The sequence below is a fragment of the Erwinia sp. Eh17-17 genome (genome assembly GCF_039675725.1).
Lineage (GTDB): Bacteria > Pseudomonadota > Gammaproteobacteria > Enterobacterales > Enterobacteriaceae > Erwinia.
This window is the reverse complement of the sequence record NZ_JBDFQT010000008.1, coordinates 52617-72835: the sequence shown is the minus strand read 5'-3', so window position 1 is coordinate 72835 and position 20219 is coordinate 52617. Positions and strand designations below refer to the sequence as shown.

Here is a 20219-nt window from a genome sequence, read left to right as displayed (position 1 = left end):
AACTGTAGCAGGAAGGAACAGCATGACGACAGATGTAACCGTAAAATCGCTGGCCGCAGAGATTCAGACACCGGTAGAACGCCTGGTACAGCAATTTGCTGATGCAGGGATCCAAAAGTCTGAAACTGACTCTGTTACCCAGCACGAAAAAGAGACTTTGTTAACCCATCTGAACCGCGAACATGGCGGTGGATCTGGTAAGCTTACTCTGCAGCGCAAAACGCGCAGCACCTTGAATGTTCCAGGCACCGGGGGCAAAAGTAAGTCGGTGCAAATCGAAGTCCGCAAAAAACGCACTTATGTAAAAGGCGATCCGGCAGATGCTGAACAAGCAGAAGCTGAAGCCCAGGCAGAGCGTGAAGCGGAAGAACTGGCTCGTCGCGAGGCTGAAGAACAAGCCCAGCGCGCAGCTCAAGACAAAGCAAAGCGTGAAGCCGAGGAGCAGGCCAAGCGTGAGGCAGCTGATAAAGCCAAACGTGAAGCAGCGGAAAAAGATAAAGTGAGCAATCAACATACCGACGAAATGACCCGGGCCTCTCAGTCCGAAAAAGCCCGCCGTGAAGCGGAATCGGCAGAACTGAAGCGTAAAGCTGAAGAAGAAGCGCGTCGCAAGATCGAAGAAGACGCGAAGCGCGTAGCCGAAGAAGCCCGTAAAATGGCGGAAGAGAAAGGCGAAGAGTGGACGCAGGTTAAAGAAGTGGAAGACACTTCTGACTACCACGTCACCACTTCAACTCACGCTCGTGCAGCCGAAGACGAAAATGATGCGCAGGTCGAAGGCGACCGTCGCACCCGTACTGCTGCACGTCCTGCTAAAGCCCCTGCTCGTAAGAAAGGCAACAAGCATTCTGAAGCGAAAACTGACCGTGAAGAAGCGCGTGCGCAGGTTCGCGGCGGCAAAGGCGGTAAACGTAAGCAAAGCACTCTGCAACAGGGCTTCAACAAGCCTGTTCAGGCTGTTAACCGTGACGTGATTATCGGTGAGACTGTCACCGTAGCGGAACTGGCTAACAAGATGGCAGTGAAAGGTTCCCAGGTCATCAAAGCGATGATGAAGATGGGCGCCATGGCCACCATCAACCAGGTCATCGACCAGGAAACTGCCCAGATGGTAGCGGAAGAGATGGGTCACAAAGTGACTCTGCGCCGCGAAAACGAGCTGGAAGAAGCGGTGATGAGTGACCGTGATACCGATGCAGTGCACGAGTCTCGTGCGCCGGTCGTGACCATCATGGGCCACGTTGACCACGGTAAAACGTCTCTGCTGGACTACATCCGCTCCACGAAAGTCGCCTCTGGCGAAGCGGGCGGCATTACTCAGCATATCGGTGCTTACCACGTTGAAACTGACAACGGTATGGTGACCTTCCTGGATACCCCAGGCCACGCAGCGTTTACCTCAATGCGTGCCCGTGGTGCTCAGGCAACGGATATCGTTATCCTGGTTGTTGCAGCAGACGATGGCGTGATGCCACAGACTATCGAAGCGATCCAGCATGCGAAAGCGGCCAAAGTGCCGGTTGTCGTTGCGGTGAACAAATGCGATAAGCCTGAAGCGGATCCAGACCGTGTTAAAACTGAACTTACCCAGTACGGAATCATTCCGGAAGAGTGGGGCGGCGAAAACATGTTCGTTAGCGTTTCTGCTAAAGTCGGTACCGGTATTGATGACCTGCTGAATGCTATCCTGCTGCAGGCTGAAGTTCTCGAACTGAGCGCAGTACGTCAGGGTATGGCGAGTGGCGTGGTGATCGAATCCTTCCTTGATAAAGGTCGTGGTCCGGTAGCAACGGTGCTGGTGCGTGAAGGTACGCTGAACAAAGGCGATATCGTACTGTGCGGCTTCGAGTACGGCCGTGTGCGTGCGATGCGTGATGAACTGGGTCGTGAAGTGCTGACCGCAGGTCCTTCTATCCCGGTTGAGATCCTCGGCCTGTCCGGTGTTCCGGCAGCGGGTGATGAAGCGACCGTGGTACGTGACGAGAAGAAAGCGCGTGAAGTTGCGCTGTATCGTCAGGGCAAATTCCGTGAAGTTAAGCTGGCGCGTCAGCAGAAATCTAAACTGGAAAACATGTTTGCGAACATGACTGAAGGCGAAGTTTCTGAACTGAACATCGTGCTGAAAGCTGACGTACAGGGTTCTGTCGAAGCGATCTCCGAATCTCTGATGAAGCTTTCTACTGATGAAGTGAAAGTGAAAATCATCGGCTCTGGTGTTGGTGGTATCACTGAAACCGACGCCACCCTGGCTGCTGCGTCTAACGCTATCCTGGTCGGCTTCAACGTTCGTGCTGACGCCTCTGCGCGCCGCGTGATCGATTCAGAAAGCCTGGATCTGCGTTACTACTCCGTCATCTATAATCTGATTGACGAAGTGAAAGCGGCGATGAGCGGGATGCTGGCACCTGAGTACAAACAGCAGATCATCGGTCTGGCTGCGGTACGTGATGTGTTCAAATCACCGAAATTCGGTGCAATCGCTGGTTGTATGGTGACGGAAGGTAACATCAAACGTCACAACCCAATCCGTGTCCTGCGTGACAACGTGGTTATCTATGAAGGCGAGCTGGAATCTCTGCGCCGCTTCAAAGATGACGTTAACGAAGTCCGTAACGGTATGGAATGTGGTATCGGCGTGAAGAACTACAACGACGTACGCGTTGGCGATATGATCGAAGTCTTCGAAATTATCGAAATCCAGCGTACCATCGACTAAGTCGACGTCCGCAATCAGCAACACTAATTTGGGAGGCTTCTGGCCTCCCAATCTTTTATAGAGAGATAATATTATGGCGAAAGAATTCGGTCGCCCGCAGCGCGTTTCTCAGGAGCTGCAAAAAGAGATCGCGATGATTCTGCAGCGTGAGATTAAAGATCCGCGTCTGGGCATGATGGTGACGGTTTCAGGCGTTGATGTATCACGCGATCTGGCTTATGCCAAAGTGTTCGTGACCTTCCTGAACGACAAAGACGAAGCGGCTATCAAAGGCGGCCTGCGTGCCCTGGGCGACGCTTCAGGCTACATCCGTACCCTGCTCGGCAAAGCGATGCGCCTGCGTATCGTGCCTGAGCTGACCTTCTTCTACGATAACTCGCTGGTCGAAGGGATGCGCATGTCTAACCTGGTGACTAACGTGGTCAGGAACGACGAAGAGCGTCGTGGTCCGGCTGAAGAAAATCAGGAAGAAGGCAAAGCAGAGTAATGAGCCGTCCTCGTCGTCGCGGTCGCGATATCCACGGCGTACTGTTGCTGGACAAGCCAGGCGGTTTGTCTTCCAACGATGCGCTGCAGAAAGTGAAACGGTTGTACAACGCTAACCGTGCCGGCCATACCGGTGCGCTTGACCCTCTGGCGACCGGCATGCTGCCGATTTGCCTGGGGGAAGCGACTAAATTCTCCCAGTATCTGCTGGAATCAGATAAACGTTATCGCGTGATTGCCCGCCTCGGGCAGCGTACCGATACGTCTGATGCCGACGGTGTGATTGTCAGTGAGCGCCCGGTGGCCTTTACGGCGGAAGCCCTGGCGCAGGCGCTGGAAAGTTTCCGTGGCGAAACGCAGCAGATCCCGTCGATGTACTCGGCGCTCAAGTATCAGGGTCGTAAGCTGTATGAATATGCCCGTGAAGGCATTGAAGTCCCGCGCGAGTCGCGCAGTATCAAGGTGTATGAACTGCTGTTTATCCGCCATGAAGGCGATGAACTCGAACTGGAAATCCACGTTTCGAAAGGCACCTACATTCGGACGATTATCGATGACCTCGGTGAAAAACTGGGCTGTGGTGCGCATGTGACTTATCTGCGTCGCTTGCAGGTTGCCACCTATCCGATCGAGAAGATGGTGACGCTGGAACAGCTGAGTGCGCTGACGGAAGAAGCGCACCGCACTGAACAGTCGCCTGCCGACCTGCTTGATGCGTTGCTGATGCCGATGGACAGCCCTGCGGCGGAGTATCCCGTGGTGAATCTGCTGAGTTCCGTAGCCGCTTACTTTAAACAGGGCATGCCGGTTCAGGTGGCAGGAGCCCCTGCCAGCGGTCTGGTGCGCGTGACGGAAGGCGATGAACAGAAGTTTATCGGCATGGCGGAAATCGCCGACGATGGTCGCGTTGCTCCGCGCCGGCTGGTTGTAGAATATTTCGACTAGTTCAGCCAAAACGTTCGCATTGCAGAACGAGCAAAGCCTGCGCATCTGCTGCCCGAAATATGACGGGTAAATTTGCGCTTGTGCATTGCTAAGAGTAGAATGGCGCGGCTTTACACTGGGTTGCTGAATTAGAGATCGGCGCCTGTACATTTATCTTAATTTTTGGAGTTGTCTCATGTCTCTAAGTGTTGAAACTAAAGCACAGATCGTTGCTGATTTCGGTCGTGGCGCTAACGACAGTGGTTCTACTGAAGTTCAGGTTGCACTGCTGACCGCGCAGATTACCCATCTGCAGGGTCACTTCTCTGAGCACAAGAAAGACCACCACAGCCGTCGTGGCCTGCTGCGCATGGTATCTCAGCGTCGTAAGCTGCTGGATTACCTGAAGCGTAAAGACGTTGCACGCTACACCAGCCTGATCGAACGTCTGGGTCTGCGTCGCTAAGTCTTACAGGTTGTCCCGCCACGGTTTCAGAGCTTCTGAAAACGACAGTGGGTAATCGGACAACCTGGTGCGAGTTTCGCTGGAAAGGGGCCTTTATGGCCCCTTTTTTCAAGCAAGCGGCAGCAATTACAGGCAAACTATTGTATTGTTGCTGAGTGTGATCTTCAGTTGCAGAGGTTCGCGCGGCTAATGAGAGGCTTTATCCCATGTGGGATCAGGGTTGTCATTAGTCGCGAGGATGCAAAATGAAGATTAGAAATCCACGGTCGGTATAAAAAACTACTGGCCCTGAAGTTAAGGAACTAATTTTGCTGAACCCGATCGTAAAAAAATTCCAGTATGGTCAGCATACCGTCACTATTGAGACCGGTATGATGGCTCGCCAGGCAACAGCCGCCGTAATGGTAAGCATGGACGACACTGCGGTGTTCGTGACTGTTGTCGGCCGTAAAAACGCTAAACCAGGTCAGGACTTCTTCCCGCTGACCGTCAACTACCAGGAGCGTACCTACGCTGCTGGCCGCATCCCAGGCAGCTTCTTCCGTCGTGAAGGCCGTCCAAGCGAAGGCGAAACACTGACTTCACGTCTGATTGACCGTCCGCTGCGTCCGCTGTTCCCGGAAGGTTTCGTCAACGAAGTGCAGGTTATTGCTACTGTTGTTTCCGTTAACCCACAGGTTAACCCGGACATCGTTGCGCTGATTGGTGCTTCTGCGGCGCTGTCGCTGTCAGGTCTGCCGTTCAACGGCCCAATCGGTGCTGCGCGCGTCGGTTACCTGAACGACCAGTACGTGCTGAACCCTACCACCGATGAGCTGAAAGAGAGCAAACTGGATCTGGTGGTTGCGGGGACGAAAGCTGCAGTGCTGATGGTTGAGTCTGAAGCTGAGCTGTTAAGCGAAGACCAGATGCTGGGTGCGGTGGTCTATGGTCACGAGCAGCAGCAGATCGTTATCGACACCATCAATGAACTGGTGGCCGAAGCGGGTAAACCTCGCTGGGACTGGACGCCAGAAGCGCCTAACGAAGCGTTAAACGCACGTATCGCTGCGCTGGCAGAATCTCGCTTGAGCGACGCTTACCGCATTACCGAGAAACAGGAGCGCTATGCTCAGGTTGATGTGATCAAATCTGAAACCACAGCTGCGCTGCTGGCTGAAGATGAGTCACTCGATGCCGGTGAAATCAGCGACATCCTGCACGCGCTGGAAAAAGACGTTGTGCGTAGCCGCATCCTGCGCGGTGAGCCACGCATCGATGGCCGTGAAAAAGACATGATCCGTGGCCTGGACGTGCGTACTGGCGTGCTGCCGCGTACTCACGGTTCAGCCCTGTTCACCCGTGGTGAAACTCAGGCGCTGGTTACCGCAACACTGGGTACTGCCCGTGATGCGCAGAACCTTGACGAACTGATGGGCGAGCGCACTGACAACTTCCTGTTCCACTACAACTTCCCTCCGTACTCTGTCGGTGAAACCGGCATGGTTGGTTCGCCGAAGCGTCGTGAAATTGGTCACGGTCGTCTGGCGAAGCGCGGTGTGCTGGCAGTGATGCCAAAAGGCGACGCGTTCCCATACACCGTACGTGTGGTGTCTGAAATCACTGAATCCAACGGTTCGTCTTCTATGGCGTCCGTATGTGGTGCCTCTCTGGCGCTGATGGATGCAGGCGTGCCAATCAAAGCTGCCGTAGCCGGTATCGCGATGGGCCTGGTCAAAGACGAAAACAACTTTGTTGTGCTGTCTGACATTCTGGGTGACGAAGATCACCTGGGCGACATGGACTTCAAAGTAGCCGGTAGCCGTGAAGGTATCACCGCGCTGCAGATGGACATCAAAATTGAAGGGATCACCCGCGAAATTATGCATGAAGCGCTGAACCAGGCTAAGGGTGCGCGTCTGCACATCCTGAGCGTGATGGAACAGGCTATCAGCACTCCGCGCGGCGATATCTCGCAGTTTGCTCCACGTATCCACACCATCAAGATCAGCGTTGATAAAATCAAAGACGTGATCGGTAAAGGTGGTTCTGTGATCCGTGCGCTGACCGAAGAAACTGGCACCACCATCGAAATTGAAGATGACGGTACGGTTAAAATCGCAGCGACCGACGGTGAGAAAGCGAAATTTGCTATCCGTCGTATCGAAGAGATCACCGCAGAAATCGAAGTGGGCCGTATCTACAACGGTAAAGTGACCCGCATCGTTGATTTCGGTGCCTTCGTTGCTATCGGCGGTGGTAAAGAAGGTCTGGTTCACATCTCTCAAATCGCTGACAAGCGCGTTGAGAAAGTGACTGACTACCTGTCGATGGGTCAGGAAGTTCCGGTGAAAGTGCTGGAAGTTGACCGTCAGGGTCGCGTACGTCTGAGCATCAAAGAAGCTAACGAACAGGCACAGCCTGAAGTTGCAGCTCCAGAAGCGCCAGCGGCAACACCTGAAGCAGAGTAATCGCATTACCATTGAATTCTCCGCACCCCCGGGTGCGGAGAACTGTTTCATCGCGAGGGCTGGATGGCCTTGTGAACGGCAGGCGGATGAAAGGATGTTCATCCTAATGTTTGTTTTCGGGAGTGGTAAATGAAGCCATTTTTGCGCTGGTGTATTGTTGCGACAGCTCTGACGCTGGCAGGATGCAGCAACACCGATTGGCGTAAGAACGAAGTTCTGGCGGTTCCATTGCAGCCTACGCTGCAACAGGAAGTCATTCTCGCGCGCATGGAACAAATACTTGCCAGTCGGTCTTTGACCGATGATGAACGCGCACAGCTGTTATATGAGCGCGGAGTGTTGTATGATAGTCTCGGTTTGAGAGCACTGGCGCGAAATGATTTTTCACAAGCGCTGTCTATCAGACCTGATATGCCTGAAGTATTCAATTACTTAGGCATATATTTAACGCAGGCAGGCAACTTTGATGCTGCCTATGAAGCGTTTGATTCTGTACTTGAGCTTGATCCAACTTACAATTACGCGCGTTTAAATCGTGGTATCGCCCTGTATTACGGCGGGAGATTTAAACTGGCGCAAGATGATCTGCTGGCGTTTTATCAAGACGATCCTAACGATCCCTTCCGTAGCCTGTGGCTGTATCTTACTGAACGTGAGATCAACGCAGACCAGGCCAAAGTTTCGCTCAAGCAGCGTTACGATAAAGCGGTTAAGGAGCAATGGGGATGGAATATTGTCGAGTTCTACCTGGGCGATATCAGCGAAAAAACGCTGATGGAACGGCTCCAGGCGGACGCAACGGATAACACCTCGCTCGCTGAACATCTCAGTGAAACCAACTTCTATTTAGGTAAGTACTACCTAAGTCTGGGGGAGAAGGACAACGCAGAAGCGTTGTTCAAGCTGACGGTCGCCAACAACGTTCACAACTTTGTTGAGCATCGATATGCATTGTTGGAGCTGGCGCTACTCGGCCAGACACAAGACGATTTATCAGAATCTGACCAGCAATAGCTGACGAACTTCATTGCCCGATTTTTCGAAAAGTCATCATCTTAGCGGATGAGGGCCTTTTTGTTCGTCAAAACCACTAATTTGAGCCGGTTCACACTTTTTGATGAAAATGACTGAAAATTTTCACGACGAGTTATGTAGACTGGCCGCCGCAATCTAAGAGGCACGTGTACTACATGACTGATATCCAAACTACTTTTGCTGACCTCGGCCTGAACGCCGACCTCCTCGAATCACTGACCGGCATGGGCTACGTGAAGCCTTCCCCAATCCAGCTTGAGTGTATTCCTCATCTGCTGGCTGGCCGTGATGTGCTGGGTATGGCGCAAACCGGGAGTGGCAAAACCGCAGCATTCTCGCTGCCGTTATTACACAACATTGACCCAACCGTTAAAGCACCACAGATCCTGGTGCTGGCACCGACCCGCGAACTGGCGGTTCAGGTAGCTGAAGCGATGACCGAATTCGCTAAACATATGCGCGGTCTTAACGTCGTGGCCCTGTACGGCGGCCAGCGTTATGACGTGCAGCTGCGCGCTCTGCGCCAGGGACCACAGGTTGTTGTGGGTACACCTGGTCGTCTGCTTGACCACCTGAAACGCGGCACGTTAGATCTGTCTAACCTGCGCGGCCTGGTGCTGGACGAAGCCGATGAAATGCTGCGTATGGGCTTCATCGAAGACGTTGAAACTATCATGGCTCAGATCCCAGACAATCATCAGACTGCTCTGTTCTCTGCCACCATGCCAGAAGCGATTCGTCGTATCACCAAGCGCTTTATGAAAGACCCGCAGGAAGTGCGTATCCAGTCAAGCATGACCACACGTCCGGACATCAGCCAGAGCTACTGGACTGCTTACGGCCGTAAAACGGATGCTCTGACCCGCTTCCTGGAATCAGAAGACTTTGATGCTGCCATCATCTTCGTGCGTACCAAAAATGCAACGCTGGAAGTGGCTGAAGCGCTGGAGCGCAGCGGTTACAACAGTGCGGCACTGAACGGTGACATGAACCAGGCACTGCGTGAGCAGACCCTGGAGCGCCTGAAAGATGGTCGTCTGGACATCCTGATTGCCACCGACGTTGCGGCCCGTGGCCTGGACGTTGAGCGCATCAGCCTGGTTGTTAACTACGACATCCCGATGGACGCAGAATCCTACGTTCACCGTATCGGCCGTACCGGTCGTGCGGGCCGTGCGGGCCGCGCTCTGCTGTTCGTTGAGAACCGTGAGCGTCGTCTGCTGCGTAACATTGAACGCACTATGAAGCTGACCATTCCAGAAGTAGAGCTGCCAAACGCAGAACTGCTGGGTGAGCGTCGTCTGGCTAAGTTTGCTGCTAAAGTTCAGCAGCAGCTGGAAAGCAGCGATCTGGAGCAGTACCGTGCTCTGCTGGCTAAAATGCAGCCTGAAGAAGAGCTGGACATCGAAACACTGGCCGCAGCACTGCTGAAAATGGCACAGGGTGAACGTCCACTGATCGTACCGGCTGACGCGCCACAGCGTCCACGCAGCCAGTTCCGTGACCGTGATGAGCGTCCAGAGCGCCGTGGTGACCGTCCTGATCGTGGTCCACGTGAACCGCGTGAAGCACGTCCTGAAGGCGACCGTCCACGTCGTGAACGTCGTGACGTTGGCGATATGGAAGTGTACCGCATTGAAGTGGGCCGTGATGACGGTGTTGAAGTTCGTCATATCGTTGGCGCTATCGCGAACGAAGGCGACATCAGCAGCCGCTATATCGGTAACATCAAGCTGTTCGGTACTCACTCTACTATCGAACTGCCAAAAGGCATGCCGGGCGATGTTCTGTCACACTTCACCCGTACGCGTATTCTGAACAAGCCGATGAATATGCAGCTGATTGGTGATGCACAGCCACGCAGCAATGACCGTGGCGGCGAACGTCGTCCGGGCGGCCCTGCACGTGGTGGTTTCGGTGCCGGTGCTGGCCGTGAAGGCGGAGCTCCACGCGGTGGTGCTGAAGGCGGTCGTCGTTTCAGCAACGACCGTGGCGGCGAGCGTCGCTCAGGCGCACCTGCTCGTGGCCCACGCACTGAAGGCGGCGCAGCACCTACCCGTCGTCGTGATGCGTAATCACTGATGCCCAATAAAAAACCAGCCTTCGGGCTGGTTTTTTTATGCCTGCCGTTTACCCGGAGGCGGGGCAGGCATCGCCTGATACGCCAGCCATTATTACAATGACTGATGCGCCTGCATCGCCAGCTCAAAGGAGTAGAGCCGTGCCTGAGTATCAAAGATCTGTCCGTTGACCATCACCTCATCCGCCTGCGTTTCGCGCATCAGCGCTGCCAGCCCCTGACGAACCTTCTCCTTATCGCCTATCACCGACATACTTAATGCCTGCTGCACGCCGTATTGCTCGGACGGTGACCACAGGTTATCCATATTTTCCACCGGAGCCGGAAGCGGACCAGGCTTACCCCGACGCAGATTGATGAACTGCTGCTGCATGGAGGTAAACAGGAAGCGCGCATCGCGCTCGCTGTCGGCGGCAACCACGTTGACGCACACCATCGCGTAGGGTTTGTCGAGACGTGCAGAAGGCTTGAAGTTTTCGCGGTATAAATGCAGCGCCTGCAACAGCATGTCCGGCGCGAAGTGGGAGGCGAAAGCAAACGGCAGACCGAGCTGCGCGGCGAGCTGTGCGCTGTAAAGGCTGGAACCGAGCAGCCAGACCGGTATCTTCAGCCCGGTTCCCGGCACAGGCTGCACGGCGGGCATCTCTTGCCCAGCGTGATCAAACCAGCCGATCAGCTCGGCGACATCGGCAGGGAAGTTATCCACATGCCCCGCCATATGGCGACGCAGGGCCATCATTGTGCGCTGATCGGACCCCGGCGCGCGGCCAAGACCCAGATCGATACGGCCAGGATACAGCGACTCCAGCGTGCCGAACTGCTCCGCGATCACCAGCGGGGAGTGGTTGGGCAGCATCACGCCCCCCGATCCCAGACGCAGAGTCTGCGTATTGGCCGCCAGGTAGCCAATCAGCACCGAGGTCGCCGCGCTGGCAATCCCGGTCATATTGTGGTGTTCCGCCAGCCAGTAGCGATGGAAACCGAGTTTCTCAGACTGCTGCGCCAGCGAGAGTGAATTGTGAAACGCATCGCGCGCCGATGCGCCCAGTGGAATGGGGGCAAGGTCGAGTACCGACAACGGTACATTTTTCTTATCAGGCATAGTTGCTCACTTTGTCTAACGGCCGACACTGCGCCAATGTGAAAATGACAGGCTACGGGATCTGTTGCCCCTGTGATTGTCCGTTCGCAGCACTTTTGCCCAACCGGGGCTCAGCGCAGGCAATAAACCAGACTGGCCGCCGTTAATTAGGCTGCTAGTTAATGAAATTATTACCCAACTACAGACAGATTAAAACTGCATTATCCGGGCAGGGGGGAGTAAAAACCCTGAGGAAAAAGTGGTTAAACAACAAAATTCGCCACTTCAGAGCGAGTATATTGCTGCTAACCTGGACTTTCTTTGCGAAGGATATAGCAATGCCCTGCCTCTGTAACACTCTGAAATTCATGATTTCAGAGGTTTTCCTATGAAAAAAAGCGTCTTTTTTACCCTCCTTATAATCGTCCTGGGCATCGGCCTGGCGGTACTGTTTCGCGCCCATAATCACGACCTGCTGTTGCAGGGCGAAGTCGATGCAACTGAGGTCATTGTCTCTTCGAAAGCGAAAGGACGCGTAATGGATAAGCGGGTGCGGCGGGGCGATGATGTTACGGTCGGGCAGCCGTTGATCGTGCTGGATGCGCCTGAGCTGATTGCCCAGCTGAAAGCCGCAGAAGCGGCGCGTGACCAGGCCCAGGCCACCTTAGATCTCTCCCTGCACGGCACCCGTGAAGAAACTCTGCGTAATCTGCAGGCCATGTTACAGCAGGCGCAGGCGACTTATCGTGATGCGCAGGCGACGTGGCAGCGCGATCTCAGCGTAGCGCAGAAAGGCTATATTTCCGCTGAGCAGCTGGATAACGCCCGTCAGGCTCGCGACAGTGCCTGGCAGCAGGTGCAGGCAGCCAAAGCCAATCTGGACGAGGGGAAGAACGGCGATCGGGTTGAGCAGCGCCAGGCCTACGCGGCGCAACTGCGTCAGGCAGAGCAAAACCTGCTGGAAATCAAAGCCCAGACCGATGAACTGACCGTGTGTGCGCCGGTGGCGGGAGAGGTCGGGCCGATACCGGCAGAGCGTGGGGAGCTGCTGAATGCGGGCAGTCCGCTGCTGACGCTGATCAAGCTGCCCACCGCCTGGTTCACCTTTGATTTGCGTGAGGATATCCTCGCCCATGTGCATAAAGGCGACAGGATAAAAATCCGCGTTCCGGCGCTGGATAACCGTGTTGTTGAGGCCGAAGTGCGTTACATCGCCCCGCTTGGTGATTATGCCACCAAGCGCGCCACGCGGGCCACCGGGGATTTTGACCTGAAAACCTTTGAGGTCCGGCTTTATCCATTAACGCCCGTTGAAGGCTTACGCCAGGGAATGAGTGCTCTATGGTCATGGAAACGGTAGCCGGTGGGCTGCGGGCATTTAGCCACTCCTTCAATCGTGAGATCCGGGTTGCCTGGCGCAAGCCGGTTTTTCACTGGCTCGGCTGGTGTTTTCCGCTGCTGCTGTTCGCCTTAATTGCCAGCGATTTCTCCGAGGGATCGCTGATGAATTTGCCGGTGGCGGCGGTAGATAATGATCACAGCACGCTCTCGCGCACGCTGATCCGCAATCTGAATGCCGGCTCACACGCCGATGTCAGTCAGAGCGATGGCGGTGAGTCCGCCGCGCTGGAACAGCTACGTCAGGCAAAGGCCTATGCGGTTCTGGTGGTCCCACCCTTTTTTGAAGCCGACACGCTGGCGGGCCGTCAGCCGCGCGTCACGCTCTACTATAATGCGCTGTTTTATGGCGCAGGATTTTACGCAACCCAGGATTTCGCCGGACTGGTGAGCACGCTGAATACGCAGTATCAGCCCGTGCTGGCGGCAGCGGCCGGGCGGCCGATGCCTGCGCTGCCCAACGCCTCGCTGGCTTATGACAGTCTGTTTAATGCCAGCGGCAGCTATATTTACTATCAGCAGTTTGGTGCCAGCATCCATATGGCGCAGCTGTTTGCCGTGACCTGCATGATCTACGTACTGGCCCGCAGCCGGCCGCTGATCTTTCAGCGCTATTTTGGCATGGCGCTGCTGGGCAAACTGGCGCCCTACACCCTGTGCTATACCGCGCTGCTGTTAACGGAAATTGCCTTACTGGTGGGGGTATTCAGTGCGCGCGTGGTAGGCAATCCCTTCTACATCCTCTGCGTCTGTTTTTTCTACATCATGGCTGCGCAAAGTCTGGGTATTTTGCTGTTTACCTTCACTGCCAGCGCGATCTCAGCCTATATGATGATCGGCATTTTAGTGGGGCTGGCGTTTACGTTTTCGGGTATGGCAATGCCTGCGCTGTCAATGCCGTGGCCCGCTCAGCTGATCTCGCAGATAGAACCCCTGACGCATGCACTGTATGCCCTGTTTGATTTGTTCCTGCGTGATGTACCGGTTAAGCCCATTGCAAGCGTCTGTCTGATTCTGTTGATTTACCCCGTGGTGACCGCACTGCTGGTGCGCAAGCGCCTCTTTGTGCGCCTGAAAAATCCGGAGGCGTCGCCGTGAAGCTGTGGTGGCAGTCATTCGTTACTACCCTCACCTCGTTGCTGCAAAAGCCGATGTGGATGATGCTGCTGTGCTCGCTGTGTCTGATGAGTACCGTCTACCTGAATCGCAGCGTCTGGGACCTGCCGGTTGCGGTCATCGATATGGACCACAGTCCGGGCAGCAGGATGATGATGCGTCAGCTTGATGCCACGCCAAAGATCACCACACAGGCCTATGAAAACCTGCCGCAGGCCCTGAGCGATCTCGGCCTGAGAAAGCTGTTTGCGGTGATCATTCTGCCGGAAGATATGGAACAGAAAATACTGGCAGGAAAGGAGGTAACCCTGCCGGTGTACGGTGATGCGACCAACCGTCTGGCCAACGGGCAGATCCAGCAGGATGTGATGGCGGCCTGGCAGCAGGTGCTGGCAGGCTACAAAACGCAGCTGATGATGATGCAGGGCTTCAGCAAACAGCAGGCATCTGTGCTCATGACGCCGTTTATCGGTCAGACCATCGATGTTTTCAATCCCGGAATCAGCTTTGCCGCGATTGTCTTTCCGGGTCTGCTGGTGATGCTGTTGCAGCATTCGCTGCTGATTGCTGGAGTGCGGGTCAGTATGAGCCTGCGCAGCAAGGGAACCCTGCCGTTGTCCGTGACGCTGGGGACCTTATCCGCGCTGATACCGATCTGGCTCTTTCTCTCTATCGTGCTGTTTGTTCTCTGGCCCTGGGTACTGGGTTACCGACAGACGGCCAGTATCCCGGAGTTGCTGATGCTGACGCTGCCGTTCCAGCTGGCGGTACTGGGCCTGGCGAAACTGGTGACGGAGTGTCTGCGCGAGGTGGAGCGTATCTATTTCTCCCTGTCGTTTATCACCACGCCGGTTTATTACCTCTCCGGCACGCTGTGGCCAGTACAGTCAATGCCGGACTGGGTGCGCGGCATTTCCATGATGCTGCCGTCGACCTGGGCAACGCGGATGATCGCCGGGGTGAATCAGATGGGGCTGCCGCTGTACGAAGTCAGTGAAGATGTGGTCATGCTGCTCCTTATGGCCGTGTTTTATACCTCGCTGGGGATTGGGGTAAAAAAATTCTGCGAGTATCTCGACCGCCGCCATTAACGGTGCAAGATGGGAGTGGCTTCTCCCGGCAGGATGCGGCAGGACTCTCGTGGGGCGGGGCATGCCTCGCCCGTTACGTACCCGGTCAATTCACCAGCTCTAATCCTGCCACCCTGCGCCAGTAGCCATTACAATCATCGGCAGCGGTGATCTTCAGCGGCTGATGGCCGGTTTCATTAGCCCGGAACTGTTGAATCATCGCCAGTGTCCCTGCATCCTCAGGGGAAAGGCGCACGATATCTACCAGCCCCTGCATGGAGATCAGATCATTGCCCAGGTTGTAACAGCTACCGCTCATGGTCTGAATGCCGTTTAGCACGAACACCTGCTGGTTTTCCTGAGTGCGTACCGGTCGTCCCTGAGGATAATCAATACAGCAGGTCTGGCACTCATCTTTGCTGCGGTTTTCAGAACGGGCAGTAAAGCAGCGTGCAGACCAGGCCAGCGGCAGATGGCCGTAGCTCAGGACCTCCACTTCAAACTGCCGGCGAATGCCCAGTTCTTCGCACTGCTTCAGCAGCTGTTCCAGCCAGTCACGCGACAATTCGACCGGCATACACCAGCGAGTCATACCCATTTTCAACAGAAGCTGCAGCGCAACGCCGTTATAGACGTTGAGCGCAGGCCCGGCAACAAACGGTATGCCGGCTTCGTTAGCCAGCGTCACTGCACCCACATCGTTGGCTTCGATAAGAAACTCACCGTTATCGATATAGCGCTTGAGTTCCGTCAGCTCGGAAGGGGACTGCACCAGCGCCAGAGTACTGAGCACCACCTGTTTCCCGGCGTCTGCCAGCGACTTAGCCATGCTGAGCCAGTCCCCGCTTTTGGTGGCGCGGCGCTTGCTGCATACCGACTCACCCAGATAGATCACATCCGCTTCGCTGGTGGCTGCGGCCTGATAAAATGCCGCCAGCGTTTCTTTCGGCCAGTACCACAGTACCGGCCCCAGTGAGTATTTCATCATTCCTCCTACTGCCACTGGCGGTGATAAGCGCCGAGTGTTGTCTGCGTACCCTCACTGAGCGCACTGAGCGCCGCCATCCACTGAGGATGTGCGGTGAAATGGTCGGGGTCAGCTTTACAGCGGTCGATAGCCTGACGCCAGATCCGCGCGACCTGCTCAACATAAGCCGGGCTGCGTTGACGTCCTTCGATTTTGACGGAGACGATATTTGCCGCCATCAGCTCAGGCAACAGCGCCAGCGTGTTCAGGCTGGTGGGCTCCTCCAGGGCATGATAGTGCGCTTCGTCAACCTTATAACGGCCCTTACACAGCGTGGGATATCCCGCGTTTTCTCCGGCGTCATAACGGTCAATCAGCACTTCATTCAGCCGCGACTCCAGCCCGGCCGGCGTTTGCTGCCAGCGAACAAAACGTGCGGGAGAGCAGGCTCCCACGGTATTAGGGGATTCACCGGTCAGGTATGAGGAGAGGTAGCAGCGGCCTTCCGCCATAATGCACAGGCTGCCAAAAGCAAACACTTCCAGCGGAACCGGGGTATCGCGCGCCAGCTGGCGCACCTGGTGCATCGACAGCACACGCGGCAATACCACGCGGGATACCTCAAAGTTACGCTGGTAGAAACGCACGGCGGCCGCATTGGTGGCGGAGGCCTGCACCGAAACATGGCGTTCGATATGAGGATATTTTTCAGCGGCATACGCCAGTATGGCAATATCTGCCAGGATTAAGGCATCGGCGCCGGCCTCGGCCGCCATATCCACGGCGCGCTGCCAGCGCACATAGCCGTCGGGGTGGGCAAAGGTGTTAATCGCGACGTGCAGTTTGCGCTTACGCTGGTGGACGTAGCGTGCCGCCTCCTGCAGGCGTTTATCGGTGAAGTTCAGGCCCGCGAAGTGGCGGGCGTTGGTCTCATCTTTCAGGCCGATATACACCGCGTCGGCACCATTTTCGATAGCCGCCTTCAGTGCCGGAAGATTTCCGGCCGGGCAGAGAAGTTCCATAAGGGTCGGTCCAACTAATCAGAAGAGTTGATGAGTTTAGTGAGGAAGACGGTGACAAATTTTGATTTAAGGCAGCTAATGGCGTATTGATGGGATTCAGATTCCCTGATAAAACTCCTGTAGTTCGCACACTTTGTTGATCCAGCCGTCAGACGCATTTTGCTGATGTGGCAAAATAGCTGAAATTTATTCGTAAGGAGTAATAATGGTGTTGAACCCACTACGCACCCACTGCGTCCGAAAAGGGCCGCAGCTGCTGCGCTTCCCGCTCCGGCTTACCCCGTTTGCCGTGAAGAAGCCGCTGTTGCGGGCGCTGTTACGCTGGCAGTTTCAGCAGGCACTGGCTGAAGGTGAGCTGGACTTCCTTGAGGGGCGCTGGCTTGGGGTCGAGGTCACGGATCTCGGGCTGCGTTGGTCAATCACGCTGGAGCAGGGGCAACTTCAGGTTGCCAGTCGCGAAGACGCCGATGTCTGGTTTCGCGGCAATGCCAACGATCTGTTGTTGATAGCTGCCCGCAGGCAGGATCCGGATACGCTGTTCTTCCAGCGCCGCCTCCTGATTGAAGGTGATACCGAGCTGGGTCTGGAAGTGAAAAACCTGATGGACGCGATTGATCTGGAATCCATGCCGACGCCGCTGCGCATCGGACTTATGCAACTGGCTGATTTTGTTGAGGCCGGAATCAAAGAGGACGCGATTTCCCCGGCGGGTCGCGCAGGTGCAACATGTTAATTCGTTCAGAAATTGGTATCGATGCAGCGAGCATCGACAGCCTGCTGCGTCGCAGTTTTCCGACCGCAGCAGAAGCTGAGCTGGTTCAGCAACTCCGTGAAGACGGGTTGCTCACCCTCGGCGTGGTGGCGACCGATGATGAAGGTCAGGTGCTCGGCTACGCCGCCTTCAGCCCCGTCACTCTCAACGATGAAGATAAACAGTGGGTGGGTCTGGCGCCGCTGGTGGTAGACGAAAGCGTGCGCAGGCAGGGCGTGGGCAAGCAGCTTATTTATGAGGGGCTCGATACCCTGAATGAGTTTGGCTATGCCGCCGTCGTGGTACTGGGCGACCCGGCCTACTTCGGGCCTTATGGCTTTGAACCGGCTGCCCGTCATCAGCTGCACTGCCGCTGGGAGGGCAGCGAAGCGGCTTTCCAGGTGTACAAACTGGCAGATGATGCGTTTAGCGAAGTGGAAGGGCGTATCGCGTTTTCTGCGCCGTTTAACCGTTTCTGAGCGCGGCAAGCCACTGTTCTAATGAGACAGGCTGGTGTTCGACCAGCCTGATCTTCTGCGGCTTTTTCAGCTGCTTGACCTGATATTCCAGCTTAGACGCCAGCGATCGATCCCCTGCCTCACAGTGATACATCAGCTCCAGCGGCCCTTTACCGCGCAGCGCCTTCGCGCCTTTTCCGCTCTGATGCTGGGCAACGCGTCGTTCCACATCATTGGTAATGCCGGTGTACAGCATCCCGCCGGCGGTTCGCAGAATATAAAGACGCCAGTCGGCAGATGTAGCAGAACTCATAGCGCTTTCCGGTTCAGACAGTGATGGGGCTACTTTAGCGCATATTGGAGGGTAGCGGGAATCTCAGAAGAGGAAACAGGCCAGCCGCAGCTGGCCTGGTACAGCATCAGGACGCGTTCAGAATACGCAGAGATTCACGATTAAAAGCGGGCAGGTCGTCCGGCGTCCGGCTGGTCACCAGCCTGTCGTTATCGACAACCACCTCTTCGTCATAAAAATCGGCACCGGCATTTTTCAAATCAATCACCACCGGCTTCACCGTGGTCATTTTGCGTCCGCGTACCGCATTCGCACTGATCAGCAGCTGCTGGCCGTGGCAGATGGCAAAGACCGGCTTACCCAGCGCAACAAAGGCTTGGGTAAATTCAACGAACCGATCGTCGCCGCGTAGCGTATCCGGCGAGTGGCCTCCGGGCAGCAGCAGCGCATCAAATTCTGCCGGATGAACATCATCGATGGCTTTATCAATCGTCACCGTCGCCTGACCCTGTTTACCGGTAATGGTTTTACCCGCTTCAGTATCAATCGTCACCACCTGATGACCGGCTTTGGTATAGGCCCCTGCGGGAGAAGTAAATTCTGAGTCTTCAAATTCATCGGTGATCAGCACCGCAATCTTCTTGCTCATATTTCCTCCTGTCAGCTTTTGTTGAGAGCGGGGATAAGTGTGGTTCACTGACACTGAAAATCAACCCGGTACAGCCGGTAAATTTATAGGTTCATGATTTTTCGGGAAATGCAGGGGCACAGAAAGGTAAAGAAGATGCAGCCTGCTGGTGTTTACCTGTACAGCCCCTTATGATAATCCCCCTATTTAGCTCCCTTAATTCAGGACGATTTCATGGCTACGCTGCATCTGTTACTCGCTTTCGGCTCTTACTTTTTAACCAGCTGTGCAATGGTGCTGATATTTCTGTTTATCTACACGCGCATCACTCCACATAACGAATGGCGTCTGATTAAAGAGAATAATCTTGCTGCATCTCTGGGGTTTGTTGGCGCACTTTTAGGTTATATTATTCCGCTGGCAAGCGTGGCGATTAACTCCGTTAACCTGGTCGACTATGTCGTATGGGGGGCGGTGGCGCTGGTCGTTCAACTGCTGGTGTTTGGCCTGGCGCGCATCTATATGCCGAAAATCAGCCAGCACATTGAAGATAACCATCTGGCTGTCGGACTGTTCCTCGGCGGGGTTTCCCTGGCCGGAGGCATTATTAATGCGGCCTGTATGACCTACTAAAACTCCTGACGCAGGGATGCAGTTTACGTGAAAAAGAAACGTCGCCGTTCCAGGATAGCGGTAAAAAGTTCGGAGCAATTGAAATCTTATTCACGCGGGGTGGCTTTAGATAAAGCCCCGCGCAAAAGCCCCTCGTGGCTGACGCTGGCCATTATGGGCGGTGCGGGAGTGGCGATACTGCACAGCTGCCACGATGAAAAAAGTGAAAAAGACACCCTGTTTGCCAATAGTAACGAGTGTGTTCAGGCGGGTTACTCCGTCAGAGTCTGCGAGGCGCGGGAACAGGCGGCGCAGGAGCAACTGGATGCCAGCTCTCAGGCGTTTGATGACAGCTATGCCTGTCAGAACTGGTACGGCGTTGGTAACTGCCATTACAGCCTGGCTCGCCATCAGTTTCTGCCGCTGCTGGCCGGCTTTTCAATGGGGAAACGCCCGCAGGAAGAGCAGCAGGGCACGTCCTCTTCGGGGGGCGGTTACTACGGCGGCGGGCGGGCCTTCTATCGCGATCGCGATGACCGCAGTGCGCTGAGAACGCCGGACAGCGAGACGCGCTGGACGCGTTCCGCCAGTGATTCACACAGCATCAGCGGACGTACCGTATCCCGCGGCGGTTTTGGCGGTGGCTCGCACCGTTCAGGTGGCTGAC

General features: G+C 55.4%; 19 protein-coding genes. 14 read left to right on the top strand and 5 right to left on the bottom strand.

Annotation, left to right across the window (positions count from 1 at the left end):
• Positions 1-22 precede the first annotated feature (22 nt).
• The 7 genes from infB to ABEH87_RS17980 all read left to right on the top strand — a co-directional run bounded on the left by infB (position 23) and on the right by ABEH87_RS17980 (position 10152).
• Entirely contained in the window at positions 23-2716 is a 2694-nt protein-coding gene (infB, locus tag ABEH87_RS18010; protein ID WP_346578326.1) for a translation initiation factor IF-2, read from the top strand.
• A 73-nt stretch (positions 2717-2789) separates the two neighbouring features.
• Complete coding sequence (rbfA, locus tag ABEH87_RS18005; RefSeq protein WP_346578324.1) at positions 2790-3203, top strand: 30S ribosome-binding factor RbfA; 414 nt, start codon at positions 2790-2792, stop codon at positions 3201-3203.
• A complete protein-coding gene (gene truB, locus ABEH87_RS18000; protein WP_346578323.1) occupies positions 3203-4147 on the top strand; it encodes a tRNA pseudouridine(55) synthase TruB in 945 nt (314 codons plus the stop codon). Before rbfA ends, truB begins: the two co-directional genes overlap by 1 nt.
• Before the next feature lie 175 nt (positions 4148-4322).
• Positions 4323-4592 (top strand): 30S ribosomal protein S15, encoded by a 270-nt coding sequence (rpsO, locus tag ABEH87_RS17995; protein ID WP_062744451.1) that lies wholly within the window; start codon positions 4323-4325, stop codon positions 4590-4592.
• 308 nt (positions 4593-4900) lie between these two features.
• Positions 4901-7042, top strand: a complete 2142-nt coding sequence (gene pnp / locus ABEH87_RS17990; RefSeq protein ID WP_346578321.1) for a polyribonucleotide nucleotidyltransferase — start codon at positions 4901-4903, stop codon at positions 7040-7042.
• A gap of 129 nt (positions 7043-7171) precedes the next feature.
• Positions 7172-8056: a lipoprotein NlpI gene (gene nlpI / locus ABEH87_RS17985; protein ID WP_191935036.1), complete on the top strand. Its 885-nt coding sequence runs from the start codon at positions 7172-7174 to the stop codon at positions 8054-8056.
• A 176-nt stretch (positions 8057-8232) separates the two neighbouring features.
• Positions 8233-10152 (top strand): DEAD/DEAH family ATP-dependent RNA helicase, encoded by a 1920-nt coding sequence (locus tag ABEH87_RS17980; RefSeq protein WP_346578319.1) that lies wholly within the window; start codon positions 8233-8235, stop codon positions 10150-10152.
• Between the two features lie 99 nt (positions 10153-10251).
• On the opposite strand, the gene ABEH87_RS17975 is transcribed toward ABEH87_RS17980, so the two are convergent.
• Positions 10252-11259, bottom strand: a complete 1008-nt coding sequence (locus tag ABEH87_RS17975) for a luciferase-like monooxygenase (protein WP_346578318.1) — start codon at positions 11257-11259, stop codon at positions 10252-10254.
• A gap of 367 nt (positions 11260-11626) precedes the next feature.
• On the opposite strand from ABEH87_RS17975, the gene ABEH87_RS17970 reads away from it, so the two are divergent.
• From ABEH87_RS17970 to ABEH87_RS17960, 3 genes are read left to right on the top strand one after another with little or no spacing between them, the layout of a single operon-like run.
• On the top strand, positions 11627-12598 hold the full coding sequence (locus tag ABEH87_RS17970; RefSeq protein ID WP_346578317.1) for an efflux RND transporter periplasmic adaptor subunit: 972 nt from the start codon (positions 11627-11629) through the stop codon (positions 12596-12598).
• The gene (locus ABEH87_RS17965) at positions 12580-13734 is read left to right on the top strand and encodes an ABC transporter permease (protein ID WP_346578315.1); all 1155 of its coding nucleotides are present in this window, start codon (positions 12580-12582) and stop codon (positions 13732-13734) included. The genes ABEH87_RS17970 and ABEH87_RS17965 overlap by 19 nt, the downstream gene beginning before the upstream one ends.
• Complete coding sequence (locus tag ABEH87_RS17960; protein ID WP_346578313.1) at positions 13731-14843, top strand: ABC transporter permease; 1113 nt, start codon at positions 13731-13733, stop codon at positions 14841-14843. The genes ABEH87_RS17965 and ABEH87_RS17960 overlap by 4 nt, the downstream gene beginning before the upstream one ends.
• Before the next feature lie 85 nt (positions 14844-14928).
• Here the strand turns inward: ABEH87_RS17960 and ABEH87_RS17955 are convergent, their stop codons facing one another.
• Both ABEH87_RS17955 and ABEH87_RS17950 read right to left on the bottom strand, forming a co-directional pair.
• A complete protein-coding gene (locus ABEH87_RS17955) occupies positions 14929-15807 on the bottom strand; it encodes a U32 family peptidase (protein WP_346578473.1) in 879 nt (292 codons plus the stop codon).
• Between the two features lie 8 nt (positions 15808-15815).
• A complete protein-coding gene (locus tag ABEH87_RS17950; RefSeq protein WP_346578312.1) occupies positions 15816-16811 on the bottom strand; it encodes a peptidase U32 family protein in 996 nt (331 codons plus the stop codon).
• Positions 16812-17016: 205 nt separating this feature from the next.
• Here ABEH87_RS17950 and ABEH87_RS17945 point away from each other — a divergent pair, with 205 nt between their 5' ends.
• Entirely contained in the window at positions 17017-17544 is a 528-nt protein-coding gene (locus tag ABEH87_RS17945; protein WP_346578311.1) for an SCP2 domain-containing protein, read from the top strand.
• The gene (locus ABEH87_RS17940; RefSeq protein WP_346578309.1) at positions 17538-18041 is read left to right on the top strand and encodes an N-acetyltransferase; all 504 of its coding nucleotides are present in this window, start codon (positions 17538-17540) and stop codon (positions 18039-18041) included. Before ABEH87_RS17945 ends, ABEH87_RS17940 begins: the two co-directional genes overlap by 7 nt.
• Here the strand turns inward: ABEH87_RS17940 and ABEH87_RS17935 are convergent.
• A complete protein-coding gene (locus tag ABEH87_RS17935; RefSeq protein ID WP_346578307.1) occupies positions 18028-18333 on the bottom strand; it encodes a GIY-YIG nuclease family protein in 306 nt (101 codons plus the stop codon). The two genes, ABEH87_RS17940 and ABEH87_RS17935, sit on opposite strands and share 14 nt — an antisense overlap.
• A gap of 106 nt (positions 18334-18439) precedes the next feature.
• The gene (locus ABEH87_RS17930; RefSeq protein WP_346578306.1) at positions 18440-18961 is read right to left on the bottom strand and encodes a type 1 glutamine amidotransferase domain-containing protein; all 522 of its coding nucleotides are present in this window, start codon (positions 18959-18961) and stop codon (positions 18440-18442) included.
• A gap of 213 nt (positions 18962-19174) precedes the next feature.
• Between ABEH87_RS17930 and ABEH87_RS17925 the strand changes: the two genes are divergently transcribed.
• Positions 19175-19573: a DUF350 domain-containing protein gene (locus tag ABEH87_RS17925; protein ID WP_346578304.1), complete on the top strand. Its 399-nt coding sequence runs from the start codon at positions 19175-19177 to the stop codon at positions 19571-19573.
• 27 nt (positions 19574-19600) lie between these two features.
• On the top strand, positions 19601-20218 hold the full coding sequence (locus ABEH87_RS17920) for a DUF1190 domain-containing protein (RefSeq protein ID WP_346578302.1): 618 nt from the start codon (positions 19601-19603) through the stop codon (positions 20216-20218).
• Position 20219 lies beyond the last annotated feature (1 nt).